Annotated in this window: 27 protein-coding genes and 5 tRNA genes; 10 read left to right on the top strand and 22 right to left on the bottom strand. The window is 59.8% G+C overall.

The features are described 5' to 3' along the window. Window positions 1-87: 87 nt before the first annotated feature. The 4 genes from KZH41_RS05465 to KZH41_RS05450 all read right to left on the bottom strand — a co-directional run bounded on the left by KZH41_RS05465 (window position 88) and on the right by KZH41_RS05450 (window position 5,929). A complete protein-coding gene (locus tag KZH41_RS05465) occupies window positions 88-2,118 on the bottom strand; it encodes a methyl-accepting chemotaxis protein (protein ID WP_094948953.1) in 2,031 nt (676 codons plus the stop codon). Between the two features lie 196 nt (window positions 2,119-2,314). Next, a complete protein-coding gene (gene ampE, locus KZH41_RS05460; protein WP_263274492.1) occupies window positions 2,315-3,151 on the bottom strand; it encodes a regulatory signaling modulator protein AmpE in 837 nt (278 codons plus the stop codon). Beyond that, window positions 3,148-3,711 (bottom strand): 1,6-anhydro-N-acetylmuramyl-L-alanine amidase AmpD, encoded by a 564-nt coding sequence (gene ampD, locus KZH41_RS05455; RefSeq protein WP_094948951.1) that lies wholly within the window; start codon window positions 3,709-3,711, stop codon window positions 3,148-3,150. The genes ampE and ampD overlap by 4 nt, the downstream gene beginning before the upstream one ends. A gap of 61 nt (window positions 3,712-3,772) precedes the next feature. Further along, a complete protein-coding gene (locus tag KZH41_RS05450; protein ID WP_263274491.1) occupies window positions 3,773-5,929 on the bottom strand; it encodes a DUF1631 domain-containing protein in 2,157 nt (718 codons plus the stop codon). Between the two features lie 243 nt (window positions 5,930-6,172). On the opposite strand from KZH41_RS05450, the gene nadC reads away from it, so the two are divergent. Further along, window positions 6,173-7,021, top strand: a complete 849-nt coding sequence (gene nadC, locus KZH41_RS05445; RefSeq protein ID WP_094948949.1) for a carboxylating nicotinate-nucleotide diphosphorylase — start codon at window positions 6,173-6,175, stop codon at window positions 7,019-7,021. 145 nt (window positions 7,022-7,166) lie between these two features. Here the strand turns inward: nadC and KZH41_RS05440 are convergent, their stop codons facing one another. The 3 genes from KZH41_RS05440 to KZH41_RS05430 all read right to left on the bottom strand — a co-directional run bounded on the left by KZH41_RS05440 (window position 7,167) and on the right by KZH41_RS05430 (window position 8,173). Beyond that, window positions 7,167-7,472, bottom strand: coding sequence for a DUF6388 family protein (locus KZH41_RS05440; RefSeq protein ID WP_094948948.1), 306 nt, complete (start codon window positions 7,470-7,472; stop codon window positions 7,167-7,169). A 150-nt stretch (window positions 7,473-7,622) separates the two neighbouring features. Further along, a tRNA-Thr gene (locus KZH41_RS05435) sits at window positions 7,623-7,695 on the bottom strand. Window positions 7,696-7,759: 64 nt separating this feature from the next. After that, the gene (locus KZH41_RS05430; RefSeq protein ID WP_094948947.1) at window positions 7,760-8,173 is read right to left on the bottom strand and encodes a pilin; all 414 of its coding nucleotides are present in this window, start codon (window positions 8,171-8,173) and stop codon (window positions 7,760-7,762) included. A gap of 203 nt (window positions 8,174-8,376) precedes the next feature. Between KZH41_RS05430 and KZH41_RS05425 the strand changes: the two genes are divergently transcribed. From KZH41_RS05425 to yacG, 4 genes are read left to right on the top strand one after another with little or no spacing between them, the layout of a single operon-like run. After that, on the top strand, window positions 8,377-9,585 hold the full coding sequence (locus KZH41_RS05425) for a type II secretion system F family protein (RefSeq protein WP_263274490.1): 1,209 nt from the start codon (window positions 8,377-8,379) through the stop codon (window positions 9,583-9,585). After that, a complete protein-coding gene (locus KZH41_RS05420) occupies window positions 9,582-10,448 on the top strand; it encodes a prepilin peptidase (protein ID WP_277933789.1) in 867 nt (288 codons plus the stop codon). The genes KZH41_RS05425 and KZH41_RS05420 overlap by 4 nt, the downstream gene beginning before the upstream one ends. Next, complete coding sequence (gene coaE / locus KZH41_RS05415; RefSeq protein ID WP_094948944.1) at window positions 10,445-11,068, top strand: dephospho-CoA kinase; 624 nt, start codon at window positions 10,445-10,447, stop codon at window positions 11,066-11,068. Before KZH41_RS05420 ends, coaE begins: the two co-directional genes overlap by 4 nt. Beyond that, window positions 11,065-11,265, top strand: a complete 201-nt coding sequence (gene yacG, locus KZH41_RS05410; protein ID WP_094948943.1) for a DNA gyrase inhibitor YacG — start codon at window positions 11,065-11,067, stop codon at window positions 11,263-11,265. The genes coaE and yacG overlap by 4 nt, the downstream gene beginning before the upstream one ends. Here the strand turns inward: yacG and KZH41_RS05405 are convergent. The 3 genes from KZH41_RS05405 to KZH41_RS05395 form a co-directional block, all read right to left on the bottom strand. Then, on the bottom strand, window positions 11,262-11,477 hold the full coding sequence (locus KZH41_RS05405; RefSeq protein WP_003171680.1) for a hypothetical protein: 216 nt from the start codon (window positions 11,475-11,477) through the stop codon (window positions 11,262-11,264). The genes yacG and KZH41_RS05405 overlap by 4 nt on opposite strands. Before the next feature lie 66 nt (window positions 11,478-11,543). After that, on the bottom strand, window positions 11,544-12,233 hold the full coding sequence (locus KZH41_RS05400) for an energy-coupling factor ABC transporter permease (RefSeq protein WP_242154312.1): 690 nt from the start codon (window positions 12,231-12,233) through the stop codon (window positions 11,544-11,546). Beyond that, window positions 12,230-12,697 carry an FAD/FMN-containing dehydrogenase gene (locus tag KZH41_RS05395; RefSeq protein WP_242154311.1) on the bottom strand — a complete coding sequence of 156 codons (468 nt, stop codon included), beginning with the start codon at window positions 12,695-12,697 and terminating at the stop codon, window positions 12,230-12,232. Before KZH41_RS05395 ends, KZH41_RS05400 begins: the two co-directional genes overlap by 4 nt. 100 nt (window positions 12,698-12,797) lie before the next feature. On the opposite strand from KZH41_RS05395, the gene KZH41_RS05390 reads away from it, so the two are divergent. From KZH41_RS05390 to KZH41_RS05380, 3 genes are all read left to right on the top strand, one after another. Next, window positions 12,798-13,427 carry a DUF1780 domain-containing protein gene (locus KZH41_RS05390; protein WP_083360208.1) on the top strand — a complete coding sequence of 210 codons (630 nt, stop codon included), beginning with the start codon at window positions 12,798-12,800 and terminating at the stop codon, window positions 13,425-13,427. 89 nt (window positions 13,428-13,516) lie between these two features. Further along, a complete protein-coding gene (locus KZH41_RS05385) occupies window positions 13,517-13,690 on the top strand; it encodes a DUF3094 family protein (protein WP_048724181.1) in 174 nt (57 codons plus the stop codon). A 60-nt stretch (window positions 13,691-13,750) separates the two neighbouring features. After that, a complete protein-coding gene (locus tag KZH41_RS05380) occupies window positions 13,751-15,049 on the top strand; it encodes an NAD(P)/FAD-dependent oxidoreductase (RefSeq protein WP_242154309.1) in 1,299 nt (432 codons plus the stop codon). Window positions 15,050-15,108: 59 nt separating this feature from the next. Here KZH41_RS05380 and KZH41_RS05375 read toward each other — a convergent pair whose 3' ends face one another. The 9 genes from KZH41_RS05375 to rluD all read right to left on the bottom strand — a co-directional run bounded on the left by KZH41_RS05375 (window position 15,109) and on the right by rluD (window position 22,041). Beyond that, entirely contained in the window at window positions 15,109-15,996 is an 888-nt protein-coding gene (locus KZH41_RS05375) for a LysR family transcriptional regulator (RefSeq protein WP_242154307.1), read from the bottom strand. Between the two features lie 31 nt (window positions 15,997-16,027). Continuing rightward, window positions 16,028-16,762, bottom strand: a complete 735-nt coding sequence (locus KZH41_RS05370) for a cysteine hydrolase family protein (protein ID WP_094948940.1) — start codon at window positions 16,760-16,762, stop codon at window positions 16,028-16,030. A gap of 164 nt (window positions 16,763-16,926) precedes the next feature. Next, window positions 16,927-17,003 (bottom strand) — tRNA-Pro (locus tag KZH41_RS05365). Between the two features lie 94 nt (window positions 17,004-17,097). Continuing rightward, a tRNA-Lys gene (locus KZH41_RS05360) sits at window positions 17,098-17,173 on the bottom strand. 5 nt (window positions 17,174-17,178) lie between these two features. After that, window positions 17,179-17,255 (bottom strand) — tRNA-Pro (locus KZH41_RS05355). A 10-nt stretch (window positions 17,256-17,265) separates the two neighbouring features. Beyond that, a tRNA-Asn gene (locus tag KZH41_RS05350) sits at window positions 17,266-17,341 on the bottom strand. A gap of 303 nt (window positions 17,342-17,644) precedes the next feature. Then, window positions 17,645-20,209 carry an ATP-dependent chaperone ClpB gene (clpB, locus tag KZH41_RS05345; RefSeq protein ID WP_083360211.1) on the bottom strand — a complete coding sequence of 855 codons (2,565 nt, stop codon included), beginning with the start codon at window positions 20,207-20,209 and terminating at the stop codon, window positions 17,645-17,647. Between the two features lie 147 nt (window positions 20,210-20,356). Next, window positions 20,357-21,082 (bottom strand): peptidoglycan editing factor PgeF, encoded by a 726-nt coding sequence (pgeF, locus tag KZH41_RS05340; RefSeq protein WP_263274489.1) that lies wholly within the window; start codon window positions 21,080-21,082, stop codon window positions 20,357-20,359. Further along, window positions 21,079-22,041 (bottom strand): 23S rRNA pseudouridine(1911/1915/1917) synthase RluD, encoded by a 963-nt coding sequence (rluD, locus tag KZH41_RS05335; RefSeq protein WP_005784662.1) that lies wholly within the window; start codon window positions 22,039-22,041, stop codon window positions 21,079-21,081. Before rluD ends, pgeF begins: the two co-directional genes overlap by 4 nt. A gap of 149 nt (window positions 22,042-22,190) precedes the next feature. Between rluD and KZH41_RS05330 the strand changes: the two genes are divergently transcribed. Together KZH41_RS05330 and KZH41_RS05325 are read left to right on the top strand one after the other, a co-directional pair. Then, a complete protein-coding gene (locus tag KZH41_RS05330; protein ID WP_094948938.1) occupies window positions 22,191-23,216 on the top strand; it encodes an outer membrane protein assembly factor BamD in 1,026 nt (341 codons plus the stop codon). A 125-nt stretch (window positions 23,217-23,341) separates the two neighbouring features. Beyond that, complete coding sequence (locus KZH41_RS05325) at window positions 23,342-23,575, top strand: PP0621 family protein (RefSeq protein WP_094948937.1); 234 nt, start codon at window positions 23,342-23,344, stop codon at window positions 23,573-23,575. On the opposite strand, the gene thiO is transcribed toward KZH41_RS05325, so the two are convergent. From thiO to KZH41_RS05310, 3 genes are all read right to left on the bottom strand, one after another. Further along, window positions 23,562-24,671 (bottom strand): glycine oxidase ThiO, encoded by a 1,110-nt coding sequence (gene thiO, locus KZH41_RS05320; protein WP_263274488.1) that lies wholly within the window; start codon window positions 24,669-24,671, stop codon window positions 23,562-23,564. The genes KZH41_RS05325 and thiO overlap by 14 nt on opposite strands. A 62-nt stretch (window positions 24,672-24,733) precedes the next feature. Continuing rightward, entirely contained in the window at window positions 24,734-25,135 is a 402-nt protein-coding gene (locus KZH41_RS05315; protein ID WP_263275082.1) for a type IV pilin protein, read from the bottom strand. Window positions 25,136-25,146: 11 nt separating this feature from the next. Continuing rightward, entirely contained in the window at window positions 25,147-25,638 is a 492-nt protein-coding gene (locus KZH41_RS05310; protein ID WP_263274487.1) for a PilX N-terminal domain-containing pilus assembly protein, read from the bottom strand. Window positions 25,639-25,642: the final 4 nt, after the last annotated feature.

The following is a 25,642-nucleotide window of genomic DNA, read 5'->3' as shown; positions in this document are numbered from 1 at the left end:
CTCACCCCTTCACGCACTCAGAAAAGATCCACAGGCAAATCAGGACGGGCACCACACCACACAAGGATAAATTCCTACGCCCCGGACCTACACGCGAAACGCCCCAATCAGTTGCTTCAACTCGATGACCTGTATTGATAGCAGTCGGCTGGCGGCCTCGGTCTGATGCGCACCTTCGGCCGCATGCTCGCCGGCACGATTGATTTCGACGATGTTCTGATCGATATCGTGGGCGACGGCGGTTTGCTGCTCCACGGCCGCGGCAATCTGCTGGTTCTGATCGACGATCATGCCGACGGCACCGTGGATGTTTTCCAAGGCCTGCTGGACCTTTTCCGACTGCCCCACGGTGCCATTCGCCATCGCATGGCTGGTGCCCATGGCCTTCACTGCCGCACCGACCCCGCTGTGTAATCGGCTGATCATCTGTTCGATTTCTTCGGTGGACTGCTGGGTGCGCCGGGCCAGGGTACGGACCTCATCGGCCACCACCGCAAAGCCTCGGCCCTGCTCGCCGGCACGCGCCGCCTCAATCGCGGCATTCAGCGCCAGCAGGTTGGTTTGTTCGGCGACGCTCTTGATCACCTCCAACACGCTGCTGATGGACTGGCTGTCGGTGGCCAATTGGTTGATGACCCGTACCGACTCATCAATCTCCGACGCCAGGCGCGCGATGCTGCTCTGCTGGGATTGCACCAGGCCACGGCCGCTGACCGTTTCATCGTTGACGCTGTGGGCACTGCTGACCGCCGCCGCCGCGCTGCGCGCCACTTCCTGGGCGGTGGAAGACATCTGGTTCATGGCCGTCGCCACCTGTTCGATCTGACTGCGCTGCCCGGATACCGCCTGGTTGCTCTGAGCGGATACGGCCTGCACCTGGCCGGCTTGCAGCTCGACCTGGCTGACGGTGTGGCCGACACGCTCGATCAGGTCATGAATCTTGGCCACGGTGCCGTTGAATACCTGGCCCAAATCCCCCAGTTCATCGCGGCTGTCGGCGACAAAGGTGACGGTCATGTCGCCGGCCGCAACCTTGCCCATCATCGCCCCCAAGCGCCGCAAGGTGGTGCGGGTCGAGGCGTAGAAACCGGCATACAGATAAAAAATCAGCAAAAATACCGCCGCCAGGGCCGAGACCAGCACCACCATGTGCGTTCGGTTTTGCGCCAGGCGCTGCTCAAGTTGCTGCTCGAGGAAGGTCAAAGTCGCTTCATTGAGCTGGTAGGTCTGGGCCATCAGCTTGCTGACGTCTTCGTAGAAGGCCTGCCAGGGCGCATCGAGGGTTTCGGCCATCACCACCTGCTCTTCAAACACTTCACTGCCTTGCTTGAGGCTCGCGCTGCTGGCCTTGGCCTGGCTGTCGAGCGCGGCATGCGCGGCACCGCTGCCGCCCAGGGCATCCTGCAACTTCAAGGCGTATTCGGCCTGGAGTTTCTCCACCTGTTGCAGCAGTTCGTCAAAGCGCGTACTGGAGGATGAATTGAGAAAGCCTTGGCCCAGGGAATACGCGCCCATCGCGCGCCCTTCGCCCAACGTTTGGGTGACTTGCGGGGTGATACTGGTGACCAGCTCGCAGAGTTGGCGCACATCACTCTGGGCGTCACGGCTCAAGCCAGACTGGCTGGCGATGATCTGGCTGAGCATCTGGGCCTTGTTGAGCAATTTGCCGATCAGCGCGCTTTTGCTCAGCAGCGAGGTTTCTTGTTGCTGAGCCTTGAACGCGGCGATCATCTCGTCACGTTTGCCGTCAAAGGCGCTGATTTGCTCAGGGTCGGTGGTCATCGCATTAAGGCTTTGCAAGCGACTCAGCACGCTTTGTTCCAAAGCACTGATCTGGCTTTCAAGATCGCCGGCCTTGCCGGATTGGCCGAGCACCGCGTTGATCTGCACCTGGTTGTTGAGGGTTTCCAGATCGCGGCGTAGGGCCAGGCTGCTGCCGAGCAGGTCGAGACTTTGCAGCTCGATGCGGGTGCCCTGGAATTCAGACCAGGAATCGCGCACCAGGAAATAATTGGTTGCCAGCATCGGTAGCAGGAACAGCACGCTGATCAGGCTGAATTTCATGCCGAAACTCAGGCGGTTCATCAGCGCTACGGCGGGATAGAGCAAGCTCTTCACAGGTGAACTCCCTTTCTTATTTTTATTGAGGCGCAGGGGCACGGCAGATAGCCACTATTTGGCGCTGTGTCTGTATAGCTCAATTTGAAAGGGAGTTTTGTAACGTAAGGTTAACGACTTTAAACAACGGTGGGAGCGACGGTGCGAGTCGAATCCTCGCACCGCCGCTCCCACATTTTTGACCGCGTTCGCTTAATTACGGCAACACAGTCCAGATAGCAAACCCGGCATACCACAGCACCGCCGCACGCAGCAGCAACTCCCACAGCCGATCCAGGCTATTGATACCGTCAGCCCCCACCACTGGCGCCGGAATTTCAGCGGCCACCAGGCCAACCTTCTCCACCAGTTGTGCGGCGCTGATGTCCCAGCTCAGCAGCTCATGCAGCATCACCCGACCGACCGCAACAAAATTACCCACCAGCGCAAAACTTGCCGCCAGCAGGCGCACCGGCAGCCAGTCAAACGCGTGGCGCAACTGCCCGGCACGTTCGGCGACCAAGGGGTTCTGACTATGCTCGCTGGCCAACGCCAGCAGTCGATAGGCCAGTGCGGCGACCGGGCCCAACAGGAAATACCAAAAAATCACCGCGAAAAAGCTTTGATAGGCCTGCCACAGCAGATGGCCCTGCACCCGCTCCAGCAGCTGCTCGCCACTGTCGGCCGCCACCTTCAGGTCGCGCTCGGCCACGTGTTCGGCGGCCTGCAGATCGCCGCGCCGCCAGGCATCGCGAAACGGTCCAAGCCCGGCCAATAGATCGCCACGCCCCAGGCTATAAATCACCACCAGCAAGTGCACCGGCAGCGCCAACAGGCCATAAGCCACCGGCTCCAGCACCATCAGCAACAGGGCTAGCAAGGCCACCGGCAACAACACCAGCAGTACTAAAATCAACCAGGGCCGCTTGCCCATGCGCGCGCTAGATTCCAGCTTGGCCAGCTCACGCAGCCATCCACCGTCACGCTGCAACCGCCGACGCAGGGCCGAAAACTTCTCGATCCAGACCGCCAGCACTAACACCAGGAAACTCATCGTGCGTGTCCTCCATCCTGCAGGGCGCTGCGAAAGCGCGTCCAATCAAAAGCCTGGCCCGGGTCAGTCTTGCGTCCCGGGGCGATATCACTGTGGCCACAAATACGCTGCTGGGTAATGTCCGGATACGCCACCAGCAGCTGGCGGGCCAGGTCGATCAGGGATGCATATTGGGCCTCGGTAAACGGTAGCTCATCGGTCCCTTCCAGCTCGATGCCTAAAGAGAAGTCGTTGCAGACTTCACGCCCCCCAAAGCTGGATATCCCGGCATGCCAGGCGCGGTCCAGGCACGATACAAATTGCGTCACGGTACCGTCGCGTTCAATCAGAAAATGCGCAGATACCCGTAGGTCGGCAATGCCTTCAAAGTAGGGATGTTCCGTGACATCCAGGCGATTCTGGAAAAACTCATGCACCTTGCCGGTGGCAAACTGCGCCGGGGGCAAACTGATGTTATGCACCACCAACAGTGAGATTTCGCCTGCGGGGCGCTCGTTGTGGTTGGGCGAAGGGCAATGACGAATGCCCTGGCACCAACCGCTGGTGGGGTCCAACTGCATACAGGTTCCTTGAATGAGACGAGGTATCACCAGTATGCCGCGTTCAGCCCTGCGGTTGCGATCACTTGCCGCGATTGAGTTGACGCAGGTTACCCACTACGCACGCCAACGCGCGGTCGAACAGCAACCCATCGTCCAAGGTGCACAGCGCGCCGCGCTTGAACGCCATGGCCAATTGGCCGGCGGTTTTGTCCAGGACTTTGAGCCCGGTACGGCTGACAAAAATATAGCGGTTGGCCGGTGCCATGATCGCCGTCAGCTTGCATCGCAGGGTGGCGACTGCCTCTTGCTGGAACTCAACCCAGCCGCCAATGCGCAGTTGATGAACCTTGAGCAGGTCCGGGTCATCGCTGGGCAGGCCTTCCATGGCGTCAGGCAACACGGCACCGAATGAAAACGGCTCACGCACCTTGATCAGCACATCAAGGGGCTCGCCTTCGCACGATTGAACATGCATGGCCTGCAAGCGCACAAAAAACTCACGGGTGCTGAAGGAATCGAACGCCGCGCGGGTCAAGCCGTTGCGCAACGCCGTGAGCAACCCAGGCAGTTGCTCCAGCAGGTGCCGCCCGGCCTCGGTGTCTTTCTGCAGGCCCACGCTCCAGATCAACTCGTCCATGGTCCGTACTGCCGACTGCCACTGCACCGACTGTTCGCCTTGCTTGAGGCTGGCCAACAACAGCACCTGGCTCCAGGCCTGCTGCAGAAACTCCACCACGGATTGCGGCAACACCTTGCCGAGCAAGCGCCGGTTAAGCAGGTCAGCCACACGCTCACGGGCGGCTTGCGTGCGCACACGCCCTTCTTCGGCTTCGCGGGTGTGCTGTTCAAGCAGCTCGCTACGGCGGCGTTCATCCAAGGTAAACGCACTGAACTGCGCCAGCAGTTGGGAAAAAATCGTCAGGTCCTCGACGAAGTCATTCAGCAAGCACTGCACCACTTGCTCGATCTGCAGGTACAGGCTGTCACGCTGATAGTCCGCGTGCGGGCTCCAACCCATGGCGGCAGCCGCGATCTCGTTGAGCAACCGCCGCGCTGGGTGATTGCTACGGCTGAGGAAACTTTTGTCCAGCACCGCGACTTTCAGCATCGGGATCTGCAAGCGGGCAATCAAGCCCTTGAAGGCATCCGGCACGGTACGGTCGTTAAGGATGAAATCGAACAGCAGCGCGATCAGGTTGATCACATCCTCATCGGCGTCTTCCACAACACGGGATTTGCCACTCTTGACGCTGACCCGGGTCAACAACTGCCCAAGCTGGTTGCGCAGGTCAAAGTCGTCTTCGGCCTCGGGTTCCGGCACGTATTGTTGCAAATGGGAGAGCAGGCGCAGCAGGTCGCGGGTGGCAATGGGTTGCGGCTCGGCGCAGGCCTCAAGGGTGGGCGCTACACTGCCACGTACCGCCGCCAGCAACTTTTGCAACGCGGCGAAGGCTTCCTGGCCGTTTTCATCCAGCGGCGGGTCGATGCTGGGCAGGCTGCCTTCTTGCTGTTGTTCGCGCGCCGCACGCCCGCCGGGCCGACGTGACGGCACCGCCTTGAGTTCAGGCAGCACCCCGGTGGCAACCAGCAACTGGTTGGCTTCGCCGAACAGTTGATCGGCGTCGCTGAGCACGTACTTTTCAAACAGCTTGAGCATGATCAGCTTGACGCGGATCTCCACCCCCAAGCTGCGCCCCGCGCGCAAAAAGAACTCACAAAGCAGCGCCGGGCCCAATGGGTTATCTCGCTCGTCCAGGGGCTTGCCGAGCACCGTGCCCAAGCGTGCAGTCAGTTGCCCCAGCGCCAGGCCATCGCGGTGCCGCACCCGGCCCAGCATGGCCTCCAGTGCAACGGCTTTTTCCAGGGCATCGCTGGACGTGCCGGGCGCCGCCTCGTAGGACACTACCGGCACCAGGTGCGGCTCGCCCGGCCCGCTGGGGCCCAGATTGGCGAAGGCGGCGAACAGTTGCTCCATGAATACGCGTTCGAAGTTCTTACGCTTGAGGCGCAAGTCGCGCATGGCTTCAAAGAAAATGTGATGGTCAACATTACTGCGGGCCTTGTCGGCCATTTCGAACAGGGTGTCGTCGGCGTTATCGAACAGCTCCTGCAAGCCTTGCTGCAACTGTTGGGCAGCCTTGTCGCGAACCTGCATCAACACCACCGGCAGGCGCGCGAGCGGGGATGGCGTGGCCTGTGCCTTGTTGATAGGCACCACCTTTCCGTCAATGTGCATCCTGGCCTCCTGAAACGGCGATGTTGGGGTGGGGAAAAATCGGCGACAGGTCCAATTGGGCTGCAAAAGCCGGTTACCACCAAGACGTCAAAGCTATGACGCCAATTGCAAGGCGCGAGATTATCTTGCAAACGAGGGTAGTTGCGCCAGCAAACTCTGCCATTGCGGTGTAAATGAGTGGGGAGCCTGGGTTCAAAGGCGCACAGCCCCTATAATCGAGGCACCTTGTTTGTGGAGCCTGTTATGCCGAATCTCCGTCTTGCCGACCTTACCGCCGAAATCGAAGCCAACGTGCGCCGTGCACTGCTGGAAGACATCGGCAGCGGCGATATCACTGCGCAATTGATCCCCGCCGAACGACTGGCCAAGGCCACGATCATTACTCGTGATGCCGCCGTTATCGCCGGTACTGCCTGGGTGGACGCCGTCTTCCGCCAGCTCGACCCTCGGGTCGCGGTGCATTGGCAGGTGGCCGACGGTGAGCGCGTCAGCCCCAACCAGGCGCTGTTCCATCTGGAAGGCCCGGCCCGTTCGCTGCTGAGTGGCGAACGCTGCGCACTGAATTTTCTGCAGATGCTGTCAGGCGTCGCCACCCGCGCCCACTACTTGGCGGATTTTGTCGCCACGACCCAGGTCAAGTTGCTGGACACCCGCAAAACCCTGCCAGGCCTGCGCCTAGCGCAGAAGTACGCAGTCACCTGCGGCGGCTGCCACAACCATCGCATCGGTTTGTATGACGCGTTCCTGATCAAGGAAAACCATATCGCCGCCTGTGGCGGTATTGCCCAGGCGATTTCGGCCGCCCACAAAATCGCCCCGGGCAAGCCGGTGGAAATCGAAGTGGAAAGCCTGGATGAACTGCGCGAAGCACTGGCGGCGGGTGCCGATATCATCATGCTCGACGAGTTGAGCCTGGATGACATGCGTGAGGCCGTGCGCCTGAACGCCGGCAAGGCCAAGCTGGAAGCAAGCGGCGGGATCAATGAAACCACCCTGCTGCCCATCGCTGAAACCGGGGTGGATTACATCTCCATCGGTGCGATGACCAAGGATGTGAAGGCGGTGGATTTGTCGATGCGCCTCAGTATCTGAGGCGCATGACCGAAATTTGTGTGGCGGCTTGTTGCGGTGAGCGGGGCTGTCGTGGCGAGCCCACTCACCAGTTCAAGCCTCACCACAACAAGCCCACTCGCCAACCAAGCGAGCCTCCACAACAAGCTCGTTGCAGGCTTAGTGCTTAGATCGCGAGATTATTCATCCCGCAATACTCGTTCCAGTCGACACCCAGCACCTCGGCAGCCTCCTTGTGCAAGGCCAGTCGCGCCGCCTCGAACTCTTCAGGGGTGGAGGTGTACTTGAGGCTCAGCTCCCATGGCTGCAGGCCCTGGGCCTCAGCCTCATCCTCAAATGCCCATTTGATCTGGTCCTTTTGATCATCGGCGCTCAGGTCCTTGATCTCATGCAGCAGTTCCGGCGACTCCGCGACGTACTTTTTGAGGGCTGCTTCGTGCCGCGCTTCCTGGGTCATCTCTGATGTGGTCATGTTGTTCTCTTAGATCGAGGAATGGGGATGCATCTGGGTCATCAAGGTTGCGCAGATACGAAAGAGCGGGCACGAATGCCGGCTCGTCTGGCCTTCAGAACCATTCTGGGATCATCTGAAAACGTTGCCTTTGAAACAGTGTTGCCTTTGTGCCCGAGACAGGAATCGAACCTGCGACCTTCGCGTTACGAGTGCGCTGCTCTACCGGCTGAGCTACACGGGCAGTGGGCTAAAGCTAGCACCGCATTGGGCGGGCAGCAACTAACTCGCATGCCGCCCAGCAGCCGCTAGGCCCCGTCGGCGCCGCAGCCCTTGGCGATGTATTGCGCATCAGCCGTAGTGGCACACTTCCAGCCCGTGGTGGCGCTGCGCGTCAAGGTGATGGTCTTGCCTTGCACGGGCGCCGGTGCATCGAGGATTTCACAGCTGATGGAACCGACGCCAGTCGCCACATCGCCTGCCACGTCAATCTTGCAATTGGCGGTGGGGCTGGTGCCACCGATCAAGGCCAGGGTCGGCACAGTGCCTTGGTTGAAGGTATCTTCGAAACCGGCCTTCAACGCGGAGATTTCAGCCAACCCCGCCGTGAACTTGGCCTTGGCCTGGTTATTGGTGTACATGGGCAAACCGATGGTTGCCAAAATGCCGATGATTGCCACGACGATCAACAACTCGATCAAGGTAAAGCCTTTCTGACGCATCACATTCACTCTCCAGATATAGAACCCATACCAAGGCGCGTCCTGCGCCTCGCGTTGTGCAACGGCGCCAGTGTACTCATCCGTGGGCAACCAATCGCGTGCAAGACGCACAATCTGACATTTTATCCTTCGCCACCGGCCTGTCCGAATCCATGACCTGACTAAGCTATAAATCTTCAACCACCCGCGTGCGGAAACGTGACATGAATGACGCTGCAACGATCTACGCCTGGGAAGGCATCAACCGCAAAGGGCGCAGGGTGTCCGGGCAAACCGTCGGCCATGACCTGGCGCTGATCAAGGCGCAGTTGCGCCAACAAGGAATCTTCCCCGGCCGCGTGCGCAAGAAAACCACGTGCCTGCCGAGCTTCGCCCCGCCGATAAAACCCGCCGATATTGCGCTGTTCACTCGCCAACTGGCGACTTTGCTGAAGGCTGGCATACCGCTGCTGCAAGCCTTCGACATTATCCGCGAAGGCTTCGACAACCGCCTGATGCGCGAACTGGTAAAGGGTTTGAAACAGGAAATCGCTGCCGGCAACAACCTGGCGGCGGCACTGCGCAAGCAACCGCGTTACTTCGATGACCTGTATTGCAACCTGGTGGCTGCCGGGGAACAAGCCGGCGCCCTGGAAACCCTGCTGGAGCGGGTGGCGGTGCACCTGGAAAAAAGCCAACAGCTCAAGGCGCGAATCAAAAAGGCCATGACCTACCCCATCGCGGTGATCGTGGTCGCGTGCGTGGTCAGCAGCATCCTGCTGATTCATGTAGTGCCGCAGTTCCAGATCCTGTTTGCCGGGGTCGACGGCAAACTCCCCGGGTTTACCTTGGCCGTCATCGTCCTGTCCGAATTCCTGCAGCAGGCCTGGTGGATGCTCGTGCTGGGCCTGGGCGCTACATTTGCAAGCTTGCGCCAGGCCTACCGAGCCTCTCCTGGTTTTCGCCACTGGTTGGACGCAGGTTTGTTGAACACGCCCCTGGCAGGCACACTGCTGAAAAAAACCGCCGTCGCCCGTTATGCCCGCACACTCTCGACCACCTTCGCAGCAGGTGTGCCTTTGGTGCAGGCGCTGGACTCGGTAGCAGGCGCGGTGGGCAATGGGTTGTTCAAACAGGCGATCGAGCATATGCGTCACGATGTATCCACAGGCATGCAGTTGCATCAATCCATGGCCGGCAGCGGGCTGTTTCCCAGTATGGCGATCCAGATGACCGCGATCGGTGAAGAGTCGGGCACGCTGGACCGCATGCTGGAAAAAGTCGCCAATCACTTTGAGTCCGACGTGGAAAATCTGGTCGACAACCTCACCAGCCTGATGGAGCCACTGATCATGGTGGTACTGGGCGGCATTGTCGGCGCGTTAGTCATCGCCATGTACCTGCCGGTGTTCCAATTGGGGTCGGCATTTTGAGCCTGCTGCTGAGCGAGCAACCTTGGGTCTTCGTTGGGATGGCGCTGGTACTGGGCTTGATCGTCGGCAGTTTCCTCAACGTGCTGGTGTGGCGCCTGCCGAAGATGCTCGAGCGCGAATGGCGCGCCCAGGCCCAAGAGGTGCTCGGCTTACCTGCCGACCCGGCGGGCCCGACTTACAACTTGATGCACCCCAATTCCTGCTGCCCGCAATGCAAACAGCCGATTCGCCCGTGGGAAAATATCCCGCTGCTCAGCTATCTGCTGCTCAGAGGGCGCTGCGCCCAATGTCGTGAGCCGATCGGTGCGCGCTACCCCTTCACGGAGCTTGCCTGCGCGCTGATCTCGGCGACGGTCGCCTGGCATTTCGGCTTCGGCTGGCAAGCAGGTGCGGTGATGTTGCTGAGCTGGGGGTTGCTGGCGATGAGCCTGATCGATGTGGATCATCAACTGCTGCCCGACGTTCTGGTGCTGCCGCTGTTATGGCTGGGGTTGATCCTCAACAGTGCCGACATGCTGGCGACGCTGCCCGATGCGCTATGGGGCGCGGTGATCGGCTATATGAGCCTGTGGACGGTGTTCTGGCTGTTCAAGATGATCACCGGCAAGGACGGCATGGGCTATGGCGACTTCAAGTTATTGGCCCTGCTCGGCGCCTGGGGTGGTTGGCAGATCCTGCCGATGACGCTGCTGATGTCATCGCTGCTCGGGGTGCTCGCCGGGTTGATCCTGATGCGCTTGCGCAAGCCCCAGGCGTCGTTACCGATGCCGTTTGGTCCGTGCCTGGCGATTGCCGGCTGGATTGCATTGCTCTGGGGTGGTCAAATAACCGACTTCTATTTGCAGTCTGTCGGTTTCAGATGACCACTTCTGTTGCAACACCTTGGATTCTTGGCCTCACCGGCGGCATCGGCAGCGGTAAAAGCGCGGCCGCCCAGCACTTTGTCGACCTGGGCATTGACCTGGTCGACGCCGACCATGCCGCCCGCTGGGTGGTCGAACCCGGCCGGCCGGCCCTGGCGCGCATCGCTGAGCACTTCGGTGCAGGCGTGCTGCTGCCCGACGGCCAATTGGACCGCGCGGCGTTGCGCAACCTGATCTTTGAGGTGCCCGAAGAGCGCCGCTGGCTGGAAGCCCTGCTGCACCCGCTGATCGGTGAGGAAATTCGCAGCCACCTGGCCCGCGCTCGGTCGCCTTACGCGATCCTGGTATCACCGCTGCTGATCGAATCCGGCCAGAACAGCATGACCCAGCGCATCCTGGTGATCGACGTGCCGCAATCACTGCAGATTCAGCGTACCCTGCAGCGCGACGGCATCAGCGAACAGCAGGTGCAGGCGATTCTGAAGGCTCAGTCCAGCCGTGAAGACCGCCTGAACCATGCCGATGACGTGCTGGTCAATGACCAGGACCTTGCCTGGCTGCACAGCGAGGTCGAGCGACTGCACCACTTTTACCTTACTTTGCGTGGAGGCCGATCATGAGCCAACCTAAGACCGTCGACTGCCCAACCTGCGGTGCACCCGTGGAATGGAAAACAGACAACGCCAACCGGCCGTTCTGCTCGGACCGTTGCAAACTTATCGACCTGGGCGCCTGGGCGTCGGAAGAGCACAAGATTCCGGTCAGCCCGGATGCCGAGGACGACCTGTTCTCCGAAGACCTGCCGCCGCGCCACTAAGGCCGCATAAAGGCGTATTCCTGCTGGTCGTCGAGGTTCTCTGCAAGGTATTGCAGCTCGTCGGCCAAGTCTTCAAAACTGCGTACGCCCTTGCTCTGCTGCACCACCGCACTGAGCATGGCGCGCAGGGTCAAGCCTGGGTCAAAACCGATTTCCTGTGCAGCGTCCTGACTTCTGCGCAACTCCTGCCGTGCCCATTCGTACACACTCATGCCTAAAGCCCCTTCAAGATTTTCGCAAAGCATGGGCCTGCGCAGGTGCCCGGGATTTGATCTGGATCAACGCCGCGAATCGTCATCCTTCCACGGCGCCGACAAGTAGCGCGTGCGGTTAAAGGTCTCCAACCATTCAGGGCAGAACACCACCAGGGCGCTGACGACCATGCCGTTGATAAAGGCTTCGGGGAAGATGATCAGCCACAGGTAACCGACAAAATCCTCCAGCCATTCCGGCATTGCGAAACGGCCGTCGAACCACAGCAGGCCCAATGCGGCCAACAGGCAGAGCAGCGCCGACAGCGCGGCGGCAAAAAAACCCGAGCAGAAGATATACACAAAGGGATTGCGTGGTTGCGCCCGCTCAACCAGCACTGCGCAGGCCTCCGTGACCAGCACCGGCAACACAATCAGCAGCAGACCGTTGATGCCGACGGCGGCCAAGTCCTGGCGCCCCAGCAGCACCAGACCGAACTGCGAAGCCAACCCGCCGACGATTGCCAGAGGCCAATCGAGCAGCAGGGTCACAGCGGTCATGCCAATAAAATGGTAAGAAACGCCCGTATCAAAATCCCGCCGCACCAGCCACAACATGAACAGCGCAAACACCGTACCGAACAGCAGATGCTGGCGCCGTCGGTCGGCAAACAGCTCAACCCAGGGTGAGCGCAGGATTGCCCACATCACCACCGGCGCATACAACAGCCAGCCGACGCTGAGGGTTTCCGGCGCCAGCACGGCGGCGCTGATCACGGCTTCACCTGCTCCAGGGCCTGGCGCAGTTCAGCGGCTGAGCTGTATTCGTGTTGCGCGACCAGCTTGCCGCTATCGAGTTGCAGCCACAGCACTTTATCCACAGCCCCCGGATAACGCGGGGCGATACGCGCGTCACGGTCGAGCATGACCAGGTAGTTGTAGGCTTGCATGGCCGGCACGGCGAACAGCTTGGCGACCAGCCGGGGCATGCGCTGGATATCCGCAACAAACACCGCATGCCGCGCTTCGAGGTAGCCCTTGGGCTGGCCTTGCAACGCCGCGTCTAGCAACTTGGCGGCGTCCATGCTGCGAGCTACCAGCAGAATCTGTGCCTGATCATCCAGGGTGTAGGCTTGGTCGAACTGGTCGAGCAAGGTCCACGGCGCCACGCGCTCACCCACCTCGACGGCTTGGGCCCACAACGGTAAAAGGCTTAGAAACAGCACTGCGAAAAACTTCACTGCTTACTCCTTGGTTTGGATGATGGTCGAGTAGCCAGTCTACACCGGCCTTTTAAAGCAAGACTTCCTGTGGTCATCATTTGAACGCTAAGCTGCAAATATGGATGACTCAGATTATTTGCGCCTGCTCACCGTAGCGGCCGAACAAGCCAATGCGTTCCTGTCCAATGCCCGCAAATGGGAGCGTGAGCGTTGGGTCTGCCAGCGCCTGCTGCAAGGCTTGAATGTGCCCTACCGCGCCGAAGAGTTTCATGCCGCCGGTCAAGAGCCGCCGGATGTGCTGTTTCGCGACGCCAGTTTTGAGGTGTTTTTCGTGCTGGATGAAGGCCGACGCCTGAACGACGAATGGCGCGATGAACTGCTGCGCCGACGCAGTGCATTTTCCCTGAGCCAACTGGTACGCCGCGAGGCCAAGCCGCGGCGCATTCCGGCCCATGAGTTCCTACTGCGCCTGGCACCGACGCTGCGCAAAAAAGCGCATAACTACAAAGAGCGCGGTATGGACCTGGGCGAGTTAGACCTCATCGCCTTCACCAGCCTCAAACGCGAAGTGCTGGACCTCAACAGCCACTTCCCGCCCCCCACCGAATACCTGCGCCAGGGCTGGCGCTCGTTGTCCCTGGTAGGGCCGACCTTTGCCCGGGTACTGTTCGCCCACCCCGACGCACCGGATTTCTTGCGCAACAACCTGGGGCGCAGCATAGTATTCGACGTGGGCATCAGCTTGTGACTCGGGTACAGGCTACGCTTGTGGCAATACCGCCAACCCCCTGACTGTAACGTGGCGCCCTTTTGCAACGTCTATCTGACGAGGCCTTTATGACCAGCCGCCTGAACCCCGATGACCAACAGCATGTCGAAGAGTACCTGCAACTCTCCCAGAACCAAGTCGAGCGCAAGCCTTTCCGGCCGTGGCTGCTCCTTGGTGTGGTGCTGGTAGTGGTGATCGGGCTCGGTCTGCTGAGCCGCCTTTTGAGTTACCTGACGCTATGAGCTGCCTGGCGCTCGCGGGGGTAACTGCTCCGATTTCTTTTAGCCTTGCGAGATATCCCCATGACCCATCGTATTATTATCGTCGGCGGCGGCGCCGGCGGCCTGGAGTTGGCTACCCGCCTGGGTAAGACTCTGGGCAAGCGCGGCACCGCCAGCATCACGCTGGTGGACGCCAACCTGACCCATATCTGGAAGCCGCTGCTGCATGAAGTGGCGGCCGGTTCGCTGAATTCTTCGGAAGACGAACTCAATTATGTCGCCCAAGCCAAATGGAACCACTTCGAGTTCCAGCTGGGGCGCATGAGCGGGCTTGACCGTGAAAAGAAGAAAATCCAGCTGGCCGCCACCCTTGATGAAGAAGGCCGCGAACTGGTGCCTGGGCGCGTGCTGGGCTACGACAGCCTGGTGATCGCGGTCGGTAGCACCACCAATGACTTCGGCACCGAAGGCGCGGCGCAACACTGCCTGTTCCTCGACACGCGCAAACAAGCCGAGCGCTTTCACCAGCAGTTGCTCAACCACTATCTGCGCGCCCATGCCGGGCAGACCGATACCATTGAGCAGATCAGCGTCGCCATCGTCGGTGCCGGTGCCACCGGTGTTGAGCTCGCCGCCGAGCTGCATAACGCCGCCCATGAGCTGGCGGCGTATGGCCTGGACCGGATCAAACCGGAAAACATGCACATCACCCTGATCGAGGCCGGCCCACGGGTATTGCCTGCGCTGCCGGAGCGAATTGGCGGGCCGGTGCATAAAACCCTGGAGAAACTCGGCGTCACCGTGCTGACCAACTCAGCGGTCAGCGAAGTGACCGCCGACGCGCTGATCACCAGCAGCGGCCAGGTCATCCCTGCCAGCCTGAAGGTGTGGGCCGCCGGGATTCGCGCGCCAGGTTTCCTCAAGGATATCGATGGCCTGGAAACCAACCGCATCAACCAGCTTCAAGTGCTCCCAACGCTGCAGACCACTCGCGACGAGAACATCTTCGCCTTTGGCGACTGCGCCGCCTGCCCGCAACCGGGCACCGACCGCAATGTGCCACCACGCGCCCAGGCCGCTCACCAGCAGGCTTCGTTGCTGGCCAAGTCGCTGAAGCTGCGCATTGAAGGCAAGGACCTGCCGTCCTACAAGTACACCGACTACGGTTCGCTGATCTCGCTGTCGCGGTTCTCCGCGGTGGGTAACTTGATGGGCAATTTGACTGGCAGCGTGATGCTCGAAGGCTGGCTGGCGCGGATGTTCTATGTGTCGCTGTACCGCATGCACCAGATGGCGCTGTACGGTTTTTTCCGCACGGCGATGCTGATACTGGGCAGCAAGATTGGGCGCGGGACTGAGCCTCGGCTCAAGCTGCACTGATCGACTGAACGGCCACAAAAAAATCCCCCTATCGAGCGATAGGGGGATTTTTTATTGGGCTAACTCTGCTGGTAGAACTCGGCCATATAGTCGACAAACGCTCGCACCTTGGGCGCCAGATGCCGGGACTGTGGATAAAGGGCGTAGTAGTGCCGCTCGCCCAATGAGCAATTGGGCAGAATGCGCACAAGCTGGCCTAGCGCCAAATCATTGTGCACGGTGGCCTGGGTGAAGCACGCAATGCCCGCCCCCGCCAACGTGGCCGCGTGCAGCGCGCTGATAGTGTTGGTACTGAACCGCCCCGACGGCGTGACGTTGACTACAGCGCCGCGTGCCGCGTTCAGCTGCCAATCCGACGACGCCCCCACAAAGCTCAGCAAGTGATGCTTGTCGAGCTCCTGGGCCGAACGCGGTAAACCATGACGGCCGATGTAGCCCGGCGAAGCCACCAGAACCTGACTGGAAACCGTCAACGTGCGTGCAATCAGCGACGTGTCCGCCAAGGCGCTGGAGATGCGTATCGCGACATCAAACCCATCGGCAACCAAATCGACGAATTGATCATCGCAACACAGTTGCAGCTCAATATCGGGATAGCGCCGCTGAAAACCCGGCAGCCAGTGCGGCAGATCCAAGGTCCCCACCACCAGCGGCACACTGACTCTCAGCACGCCTTCAGGGCGTTGGTGCCCATGGGCGATGGCTTGGGATGCGGCGTCGAGACGGTCGAGGATATCCACGCACGCAGCGTAGTACTGCTCCCCGGCCGCCGTCAGACTGAAGCGCCGCGTGTTGCGGTTGATCAGCTGGGCGCCCAGCTCAATCTCCAACTGCTGCAACTGCCGGGAAATCGTCGAGTGCGTGGTGTCCAGGCGCTCTGCTGCGGCAGAAAAGCCTTTTGCGTCAACGATGCACCGAAAGGCGCGCATGGCGGATAACTGGTTCATGCAACAGGCGGTCCCTGCGGGTTTTGGGGAATCAGTTAACCGGCAACGCGATAATTTGCGAGGTGGTCAGCACCGAGCCGAAAGTGTCTTCAATTTCCGCCAGCGCCGAGTTGTGCAACTCATCCTTGGTTACCGAATGGCCATCGGCGCGTGTAATCGCCCGTGTGGCACTGGCATCGGATGCTACCACAACGTCATAACCCAACGGCGCGGCGTCCCGGGCGGCGCCGGCGACACAGGCGTGGGTCATCAGGCCACTGATAATCAGAGTCTTGACGCCGGCCTTCTTTAATTGCGCATCCAGGTCAGTGCTGGCGAATACGCTGACGGTGGTCTTCTGCACGAGCGTGTCTTGCGCACGCGGCTTCATCAGCGGGTGAAAATCAACGGTCTTGCCGTTCTTGGCGAATACCGCCGCGCCATCCGGGGCGATGTGCTGCACGTGAATGACCTGGATTTTTTCTTTGTCAGCGAATTTGATCAGGCGCTGGGTGTTTTCCAGAGCCTTCATGCCGTCCGGGATCGGCATGCGGCCGGTGAAGTATTCATTCTGGAAGTCGATTACCAGCAGGGCGGTGGTTTTCGGGTCCAGGCGTTCTGTGGGTTTGGCACCCAACATGGCGCGAATGGTGGGCTGCTGATTCGCGGCGGTGTCGGCGGCGACCGCGTAGTGGCCGAACCCCATCATCATGCCGAGGCCCACCAGTGTGGACTTGAGCATGGCAGGTAATGAGCGGACGGGATGAGTGGCAATAGCGAGGGTCATGGTGCGAGTTCCTGAGGTGAGTAAATTGACGAGACCCAGTCTAGGAGACCGTCATCACCGCACCAACGCACTAATCAGCACAATATTTGTTTGGAATTCGCACAAGCAGGCTAACCAACGGGCAAAAAAAATCCCCGTATCTTTCGATACGAGGATTTTTAATATGGTCGGGGTAAGGGGATTCGAACTCCTGACATCCTGCTCCCAAAGCAGGCGCGCTACCGGACTGCGCTATACCCCGGTAAAAAAAAGGCGACCTTTCAGTCGCCTTCTTCGATCAGTGCTTTTGGCCTCTGATCTTAAGATTCGATTCCAGCGTTAACTGGTCTCAAAAATGGTGGGTCGTGTGGGATTCGAACCTACGACCAATTGGTTAAAAGCCAACTGCTCTACCAACTGAGCTAACGACCCAAAAATGGTCGGGGTAAGGGGATTCGAACTCCTGACATCCTGCTCCCAAAGCAGGCGCGCTACCGGACTGCGCTATACCCCGGTTTTGAAATTGGCTCCGTGACCAGGACTCGAACCTGGGACCCAATGATTAACAGTCATTTGCTCTACCGACTGAGCTATCACGGAACTACATATTTCAAATGTACAACTTTTACCGCTTTGTAACCTTCTCTTCGACCCGTCCGTATCGCTACGTTCATGTCTCTGAGGCGCGCTATTCTACAATCTTAAAAACCCCTGTCAACCCTTTAAATTGCTTTTAAGACAATGATTTGCGCTTCTTTCTGATTTCTTCTTGGGGAGAAGAAACCCGTGGGCTGACGTTGCTGCGGGGCGCACTTTACAAGCCTTTGCCTTACAGTTCAACGCCCTATCGAAAAAAAAGGCCCCGCAATGCGGGGCCTCCTCTTATCGCCATACAGGCTGGGCTCAGTGGAAGACGATTTCGTCGTTTTCCACCGTGGCCGCGACGCTGGTCCCCGGCATGAAGCTGCCCGACAAGATCAACTGCGCCAGCGGGTTCTCTATCCAGCGCTGGATCGCACGTTTGAGAGGCCGTGCGCCATACACCGGGTCGTAACCCACCGCGATCAGCTTGTCCAACGCCTCGCTGCTCAGCTCCAGGTCGAGTTCGCGCTCGGCCAGGCGGCTGCGCAGGCGGCCCAACTGGATCTCGGTGATGCCCGCGATCTGATCCCGCGCCAAAGGCTCGAAGATCACCACTTCATCGACCCGGTTGATAAATTCCGGGCGGAAGTGCGAGGTCAGCGCATCCATGACCGCAGCACGCTGCGCCTCACGATCGCCGACCAGTTCCTGGATTTGCGAGGAGCCCAGGTTGGAGGTCATCACGATCACCGTGTTGCGAAAATCCACGGTACGCCCGTGGCTGTCCGTCAAGCGGCCATCTTCCAGCACCTGCAGCAAGATGTTGAACACATCCGGGTGGGCCTTCTCGACCTCGTCCAGCAAGATCACCGAGTAAGGCTTGCGCCGCACGGCTTCGGTCAGGTAACCGCCCTCCTCGTAGCCCACATAGCCTGGTGGGGCACCAATCAAGCGCGCCACCGAGTGTTTCTCCATGAATTCGGACATATCGATCCGCACCATGGCCTCTTCGGTATCAAAGAGGAACTCGGCCAAGGCCTTGCACAGCTCGGTCTTACCCACGCCGGTCGGGCCGAGGAACATGAACGAGCCGCTCGGACGGTTCGGGTCGGACAAGCCGGCCCGGGAACGGCGTACCGCGTTGGACACCGCCACCACCGCCTCTTCCTGGCCAATAACGCGCTGGTGCAACAGGCTTTCCATTTTCAGCAGTTTGTCGCGCTCACCTTCGAGCATTTTCGACACGGGGATGCCGGTCCACTTCGAGACGACTTCGGCGATTTCTTCCTCCGTCACCTTGCTGCGCAGCAACTGGTTCTCGCTTTTACCGTGCTGATCGACCATTTGCAGGCTGCGCTCCAGGTCCGGGATAACCCCGTACTGCAACTCAGCCATGCGGTTCAGGTCGCCTTTACGGCGTGCCGCTTCCAGTTCCTGACGGGACTGCTCGATTTTTTGCTGGATCTGCGCAGAACCCTGCACTTCGGCTTTTTCCGAGGTCCAGATTTCCTCGAGGTCCGAATACTCACGCTCCAAGCGCAGGATTTCTTCCTGGAGTTTTTCCAGGCGCTTCTTCGCCGCCTCGTCCTCTTCCTTCTTCAGTGCCTGGGATTCGACTTTCAGTTGAATCAGGCGCCGATCCAGGCGGTCGAGCACTTCCGGCTTGGAGTCGATCTCCATGCGAATGCGGCTGGCCGCTTCGTCGATCAGGTCAATGGCCTTGTCCGGCAACTGACGGTCAGTGATATAGCGATGGCTCAATTTGGCCGCCGCAATGATCGCGCCGTCAGTGATCGCCACCTTATGGTGGACCTCATAGCGTTCTTTCAGGCCACGCAGGATCGCGATGGTGTCTTCTTCACTCGGTTCTTCCACCAGTACTTTCTGGAAACGACGCTCAAGGGCTGCGTCCTTTTCAATGTACTGGCGGTATTCGTTGAGCGTGGTCGCACCAACGCAATGCAACTCACCCCGAGCCAGGGCTGGCTTGAGCATGTTGCCCGCGTCCATCGAGCCTTCGCCCTTACCGGCGCCGACCATGGTGTGCAGTTCGTCGATAAACAGAATGATCTGCCCGTCCTGCTTCGACAGCTCATTGAGCAGGGATTTCAGGCGCTCTTCGAACTCGCCACGGAACTTGGCACCGGCGATCAGCGAGCCCATGTCCAAAGACAGCAGGCGCTTGCCTTTAAGGCCGTCCGGCACTTCACCATTAATGATGCGTTGGGCCAAGCCTTCGGCAATCGCGGTTTTACCCACGCCAGGTTCACCGATCAGCACCGGGTTGTTCTTGGTGCGGCGTTGCAGCACTTGGATAGTGCGACGAATTTCGTCGTCACGGCCAATCACCGGGTCAAGCTTGCCTTCTTCGGCGCGCTTGGTCAGGTCGACGGTGTATTTATCCAGGGCCTGGCGCGACTCCTCATGGTTGGGGTCATTCACCGCTTCGCCGCCACGCAGGTTGTTGATGGCGTTTTCCAAGGCTTTCTTACTCACGCCCTGGCCCAGCAACAATTTGCCAAGCTTGCTGTTGTCGTCCATCGCGGCGAGCAGCACCAGTTCGCTGGAGATGAACTGGTCACCTTTCTGCTGGGCCAGACGATCCGCCTGGTTAAGCAGGCGCGCCAAGTCCTGCGACATGTTCACGTCGCCGGTAGGGTTTTGGATTTTCGGCAGTTGGTCGAGCTCTTTGCTCAACTCCTTGCGCAGGCTGTTGACGTCAAAGCCCACCTGCATCAGCAAGGGCTTGATAGAACCACCTTGCTGCTCCAGAAGCGCCTGCATCAAGTGCGCAGGCTCGATGGCCGGGTGGTCAAGGCCCACCGCCAAGGATTGAGAGTCAGATAAAGCCAACTGCAATTTGCTGGTTAAACGATCAATACGCATTAGTCACCTTCCTTTTGAGCAGGCCGGAGCTATAAACACATCCTGAATGAAGAAACCTGCCAGATACCCCTATAGATGGGGTGGATTCTGGAAGATTCAAGCGATCAATGGTCGATATGGACCAGGGTTGACCCAGATCAAGAGAGTCTAGCGGTCAAGCCAGATTAGGGAGGCAAACCGACCGGTGCGAGGGCTGCGGCGGTAAGAAAAGAAGCGCGGATCGGTCACGGTGCAGAAACCGCCACCATATATAGCGGTGACACCGCGCGCGGCCAGGCGCAGGCGTGCCAACTGGTAGATGTCGGCCAAGTACTTACCGGGGTTGTGGCTTGGAACGAAGGCTTCGGCGGTAATCGGCAGTTGCTCCATGAAGGCTTCACGCACTTCCGGGCCAACTTCAAAAGCTTGCGGCCCGATTGCCGGGCCCAGCCAGACCAACACTTCGCCGGGTTCGGTGTTCAAGCTTTCAAAGGCTGCTTCCAATACGCCTGCTGCCAGCCCGCGCCAACCGGCATGGGCGGCCGCCACGCGAGTACCGGCACGGTTGCAGAACAACGCGGGCAGGCAATCGGCGGTCATTGCTGTGCAGGCAATCCCAGGCGTGCCGGTCCAACTGCCATCGGCTTCGGCGATGCGCGACGGGTCAGCCTCGACCACGGTTGTCCCGTGGACTTGGCGCAGCCACGCAGGCTGAATATCAAAGGCATCGGTCAGACGACGGCGATTCTCAAGGACGGCCTCAAGGCTATCTTCGACATGATCGCCCAGGTTAAGGCTGTCGAACGGCGCCAGACTGACGCCGCCCGCTCGGGTGGTAACGCAGGCTTTCACCCCGGCCGGCGCGGGCCAGTCAGGAATCAGCCAGTCACTCATCCGATAAACGCCTCACGATCCTGCTTGAGCAGCGACAACAACCAGACCAGATCGTCCGGAAGAGGCGATTCCCAGCTCATCCGCTTACCGCTCGTCGGATGGTCCAGTTCCAAGAACCGGGCATGCAGTGCCTGGCGCGGGAAGGACTTCAGCGATTCAACCATGGTCTGACTCGCCGCCGGCGGAATACGGAAGCGACCGCCGTAGGCCGGATCTCCGACCAACGGGAAGTTAATGTGCGCCATGTGCACGCGAATCTGGTGCGTACGACCGGTTTCCAGCTTGACCCGCACGTGAGTGTGGGACCGGAAACGCTCGAGTACACGGTAGTGGCTGACGGCCTGTTTGCCGCCCTCCATGACCGCCATACGCTGGCGCTGCTGGCCGTGTCGGCCGATAGGGGCGTTGATCTTGCCACCCGCTACCACCACGCCGATCACGATGCATTCGTAGATGCGGCTGACGCTACGGCTCTGCAATTGTGTGACCAACTGCGTCTGGGCCTGGATAGTCTTGGCCACCACCATCAAGCCGGTGGTGTCCTTGTCCAGGCGGTGCACGATGCCGCAGCGCGGGACATTGATGATGTCCGGCACGTGGTGCAACAGGGCATTGAGCAAGGTGCCATCAGCGTGCCCGGCCGCCGGGTGAACCACCAGGCCTGCGGGTTTATTGATGACCAGGATGTCGTCGTCTTCATAGACGATATCCAGCTCGATGTCCTGGGCGACCCATTCTCCCTGGGCTTCCTGCTCGGCAGTCAGCTCAAGAATCGCACCACCATGAACTATGTCTCGCGGGCGGATAACCGCTCCATCCACAGTCAGGCGGCCGTCTTTGATCCAGGCGGAAAGGCGCGAGCGCGAGTGCTCAGCGAATAATTGTGCGGCGACTTGATCGAGGCGTTGGCCGCCCAATTCGGACGGCACCTCTGCGCGAAGTTCAATTTTATCGGACATGCTCAGACTAGGCGTGGCACAGCCTTTGGTTTCGGCTGCGCGCTTGTGGTTAAATACGGCGTCTTTTGCCCCGAGGCTTTCAACGGGGCGCTCATCATAACAGGACGGCCCCGCCCAAGACAGCGGCCGTCATAGGGACGCAAGCCGCCATGCAAGTGAAACACCTGCTGCTGATCGCCATCCTCGCCATGACTGCTGCTTGCTCGTCAACAAAGGAAGTCGTCGACGAAAACCTGAGCGAAGTCGAGCTGTACCAACAAGCTCAAAAAGACTTGGACAATAATAGCTACACCAGCGCCACAGCGAAGCTGAAGGCCCTGGAGTCGCGCTATCCGTTCGGACGCTACGCCGACCAGGCACAGCTCGAGCTGATCTACGCCAACTACAAGAACGCCGAGCCTGAGGCTGCCAAGTCTGCCGCCGAGCGTTTTATCCGGTTGCACCCGCAGCACCCGAACGTGGACTACGCCTACTACTTGAAGGGCCTGACCTCGTTCGACCAGGACGTTGGCTTGCTGGCGCGCTTCCTGCCGCTGGACATGACCAAGCGTGACCCGGGCGCTGCCCGCGACTCCTACAACGAGTTCGCCCAGCTGACCAGCCGCTACCCTAACAGCCGCTACGCGCCGGACGCCAAGCAGCGCATGATCTACCTGCGCAACCTGCTGGCGTCCTACGAGATTCACGTGGCCCACTACTACCTGACCCGTCAGGCGTACGTCGCTGCCGCCAACCGTGGCCGCTATGTAGTGGAAAACTTCCAGGAAACCCCATCCGTGGGTGACGGCCTGGCAGTGATGACCGAGGCTTACCAGCGCCTGCACCTGGACGCCCTGGCGACCACCAGCCTGGAAACCCTGAAACTCAACTACCCGGATCACCCAAGCCTGAAGGACGGCCAGTTCGTGCCTCAGGTTGCTGAAGCGGACAACCGTTCGTGGCTGAGCAAGTACACCTTGGGCCTGATCGAATCCCGTCCACCGCTGCCGCCGGGCGAAACCCGCGCCAACCAGGACGTGATGAAGCAGTTCCAGGATGCCAAGGAATCGATTCCTTCGGAGCTCAAGCCGCATGACGAAAACGGTGACGTGATCGAAGAGCAAGAGCCACAGGCCCTTGGCAACAACGAAGATCGCTCGTGGTTCAGCTACATGACGTTCGGCGTGTTTGACTGATTGCACCCGGCGTCATCAAGAAGGAGCCTTTCGAGGCTCCTTTTTTATTGCCGAGCATTATTGCGCTGTGCGCCTGCCACCACCTTGGCTAAACTGGCACATTCCCTGTCGAGAAACTGCCCATCATGCTCCGTCTACTGTTCTGGATTGCCGTCATTGCTGCCGCAGTATGGTTCTGGCGCAAATTCAAAAGCCCAGCCGCCAAACAGCAACGCGCCAGCGAGCCCGACGCCGCCTTGATGGTGCGCTGCGCCCACTGCGGCGTACACCTGCCGCAGAATCGCGCACTGAGCTCACGCCAAGAGTGGTATTGCACCCAGGCGCACCTGGAGCAAGGGCCGAAGTCTATCCAGCGTTGATCCGACCGGCGGGCGCATAGGGCGCCGGGTCGATGATCGGTGTACGCCCCAGCAACAAGTCGACAAACAACTGGCAGGATGCCGGGGCGAGCACCAGACCATTGCGGTAATGCCCGCAATTGAGCCACAGCCCTTTCACGCCAGGGACCTCGCCGATATAAGGAATACCTTCCGGCGAACCGGGCCGCAAACCGGCCCAGTGGCCCACAACCTCGGCGTCCGCCAACGCGGGAATCAACTCCACAGCTGACGCTTTGAGGCTTTCCAGCGCCGATTCGGTCGGGGTCTTGTCGAACCCTTCATGCTCCAGCGTGCTGCCGATCAGAATGTGCCCATCCCGCCGCGGGATCGCATAGCGACCTTTGGCCAACACCATGCTCGATAAGAAATCCGACGCGCATTTGTACAAAATCATTTGGCCTTTGACCGGTTCTACGGGCAGTGACAAACCCAACGTGCCCAGCAACTCCCCGCTCCAGGCACCGGCAGCCAGTACGACCTGATCGCCAAGAACCTGCCCCGCAGCCGTGTTCACACCCACTACGTCTTCACCCTCAAGAACAAACCCAGCCACTTCGCACTGCTCATGGATGGTCACGCCGGGCAGCGCCAACAACGCCGACTTGAGGGATTTGACCAGTCGCGGGTTGCGCACATTGGCCACGTCCGCCATGTAGATCGCCTGGGAATACCCCCCGCCCAGCACCGGCACCGCATCATGGGCGGCCGACACATCAACTTTGCTCAGTGGTCGGCCTTCGCGTGCAGCCCAAGCCAGTGCCTCGGCCTCATCATCCAGGTCCAGCCAGTACAAGCCTGTGGTATGAACCTCTGGATCAATACCGGTGGCGGCGAACAATCGCTGCGCCAGTTGCGGGTAAAAATCCTGCGACCAGTGGGCCAGAGCAGTGACCGCCGGGCTGTAGCGCCACGGATACAGTGGCGAAACAATTCCGCCACCCGCCCAAGAAGACTCCTGACCGAGGCCCGAACGCTCCAGCAGCACGACGGCCTGCCCTTGGGTGGCCAGGTTGTATGCCGTCAACAACCCGATTACTCCACCACCGACAATCACCACTTGCTGTTGCTTAGCCATCATTTGATCCAGCCGATAAAAAGGGAAAAGCGCACACGGCGCCCAATCATCCAGCACTCTCATCATTGCCCCCAGCACGCCTTGCGCGACATTTCAGGTGCCGCGCCCGGGTTGCTGCGCACACCCGAGCTGGTCAGGCTAAAGGCACCGCAAGGGTCGCCCACCATGACCGAGTCGACAACAGGCGTAGCCACCAGGCGAAATTCCTGGGGGTTTAATGCAGCGCTGATTCTATAGCGATCATTGCCCGCACTGACGCCGCGTGCATCAATAAAAGTGCCGTTGCGCGTGTAAAAACGCTCCAGGTAGTGCACTTGCTCGGACAACAACGCGACGATTTCTGCGCGATAGGCTTTTTTTACATGGCCGGTGTAACCGGGGTAAGCAATCCCGGCCAAAACCGCGATGATCGCTACAGCGATCAGTAACTCGATCAGGGTAAAACCTTGGCAATCCTTGCCCATTGATACGTACCTCATTGAAGTTGTCGCCATAAAACCCGACGAAATCGCGGGCCTGCCTCTTCGTTCACCTGGGCATACACCGTTTCCAAGACCGTGCGCGATTGGCCACTGAGCCCAACCGCCGTCACGCGGTACAACGCTGCAGCCGTTTGCGGCGGTAAACCCGCCAGCCCTATGCTCTGCCCCAGCGATTGAATGCCATACAAGCCGCCAGTCAAGGCAAACCAGCTGACCGCTGAAACAGGATTCGCCCCAACGCCCATTACCGAAAACGACTCCCCCGGCGGTGCGCAGGTACTGATCGACTTGCACAACGGCAGCACCACCCCTACGCGCCGGACAATCGACTCCCCAAGCCGCAAGCCGCTTTCGGCACTTTGAAATGATTGGTTGCGATGCCAGACGCCGCTGGCGATCCTTTGCTGGGACACGGCCCCTTGCATCGAGGCCAGGCCGATCAGTGACAACACCAACAAAAACACCAGACTAATTAGCAGGACCATGCCC

It is taken from the genome of Pseudomonas sp. YeP6b (assembly GCF_025642995.1).
In the GTDB taxonomy this organism is placed as follows: domain Bacteria; phylum Pseudomonadota; class Gammaproteobacteria; order Pseudomonadales; family Pseudomonadaceae; genus Aquipseudomonas.
Note: the sequence above shows the minus strand (reverse complement) of the source record. Positions and strands in the feature narration are given on the sequence as shown.

Coding starts and splice junctions, on each gene's coding strand:
- nadC (WP_094948949.1), top strand. CDS start 6,173: ATGCCGAATCTCCGTCTTGCCGACCTTACCGCCGAAATCGAAGCCAAC.
- rluD (WP_005784662.1), bottom strand. CDS start 22,041: ATGTCCGATAAAATTGAACTTCGCGCAGAGGTGCCGTCCGAATTGGGC.
- pgeF (WP_263274489.1), bottom strand. CDS start 21,082: ATGAGTGACTGGCTGATTCCTGACTGGCCCGCGCCGGCCGGGGTGAAA.
- KZH41_RS05325 (WP_094948937.1), top strand. CDS start 23,342: ATGCTCCGTCTACTGTTCTGGATTGCCGTCATTGCTGCCGCAGTATGG.
- KZH41_RS05450 (WP_263274491.1), bottom strand. CDS start 5,929: ATGCACATTGACGGAAAGGTGGTGCCTATCAACAAGGCACAGGCCACG.
- KZH41_RS05375 (WP_242154307.1), bottom strand. CDS start 15,996: ATGAACCAGTTATCCGCCATGCGCGCCTTTCGGTGCATCGTTGACGCA.
- KZH41_RS05315 (WP_263275082.1), bottom strand. CDS start 25,135: ATGGGCAAGGATTGCCAAGGTTTTACCCTGATCGAGTTACTGATCGCT.
- KZH41_RS05430 (WP_094948947.1), bottom strand. CDS start 8,173: ATGCGTCAGAAAGGCTTTACCTTGATCGAGTTGTTGATCGTCGTGGCA.
- clpB (WP_083360211.1), bottom strand. CDS start 20,209: ATGCGTATTGATCGTTTAACCAGCAAATTGCAGTTGGCTTTATCTGAC.
- KZH41_RS05370 (WP_094948940.1), bottom strand. CDS start 16,762: ATGACCCTCGCTATTGCCACTCATCCCGTCCGCTCATTACCTGCCATG.
- KZH41_RS05380 (WP_242154309.1), top strand. CDS start 13,751: ATGACCCATCGTATTATTATCGTCGGCGGCGGCGCCGGCGGCCTGGAG.
- yacG (WP_094948943.1), top strand. CDS start 11,065: ATGAGCCAACCTAAGACCGTCGACTGCCCAACCTGCGGTGCACCCGTG.
- KZH41_RS05425 (WP_263274490.1), top strand. CDS start 8,377: ATGAATGACGCTGCAACGATCTACGCCTGGGAAGGCATCAACCGCAAA.
- KZH41_RS05310 (WP_263274487.1), bottom strand. CDS start 25,638: ATGGTCCTGCTAATTAGTCTGGTGTTTTTGTTGGTGTTGTCACTGATC.
- thiO (WP_263274488.1), bottom strand. CDS start 24,671: ATGGCTAAGCAACAGCAAGTGGTGATTGTCGGTGGTGGAGTAATCGGG.
- KZH41_RS05330 (WP_094948938.1), top strand. CDS start 22,191: ATGCAAGTGAAACACCTGCTGCTGATCGCCATCCTCGCCATGACTGCT.
- ampD (WP_094948951.1), bottom strand. CDS start 3,711: ATGCAGTTGGACCCCACCAGCGGTTGGTGCCAGGGCATTCGTCATTGC.
- KZH41_RS05405 (WP_003171680.1), bottom strand. CDS start 11,477: ATGAGTGTGTACGAATGGGCACGGCAGGAGTTGCGCAGAAGTCAGGAC.
- ampE (WP_263274492.1), bottom strand. CDS start 3,151: ATGAGTTTCCTGGTGTTAGTGCTGGCGGTCTGGATCGAGAAGTTTTCG.
- coaE (WP_094948944.1), top strand. CDS start 10,445: ATGACCACTTCTGTTGCAACACCTTGGATTCTTGGCCTCACCGGCGGC.
- KZH41_RS05385 (WP_048724181.1), top strand. CDS start 13,517: ATGACCAGCCGCCTGAACCCCGATGACCAACAGCATGTCGAAGAGTAC.
- KZH41_RS05440 (WP_094948948.1), bottom strand. CDS start 7,472: ATGACCACATCAGAGATGACCCAGGAAGCGCGGCACGAAGCAGCCCTC.
- KZH41_RS05390 (WP_083360208.1), top strand. CDS start 12,798: ATGGATGACTCAGATTATTTGCGCCTGCTCACCGTAGCGGCCGAACAA.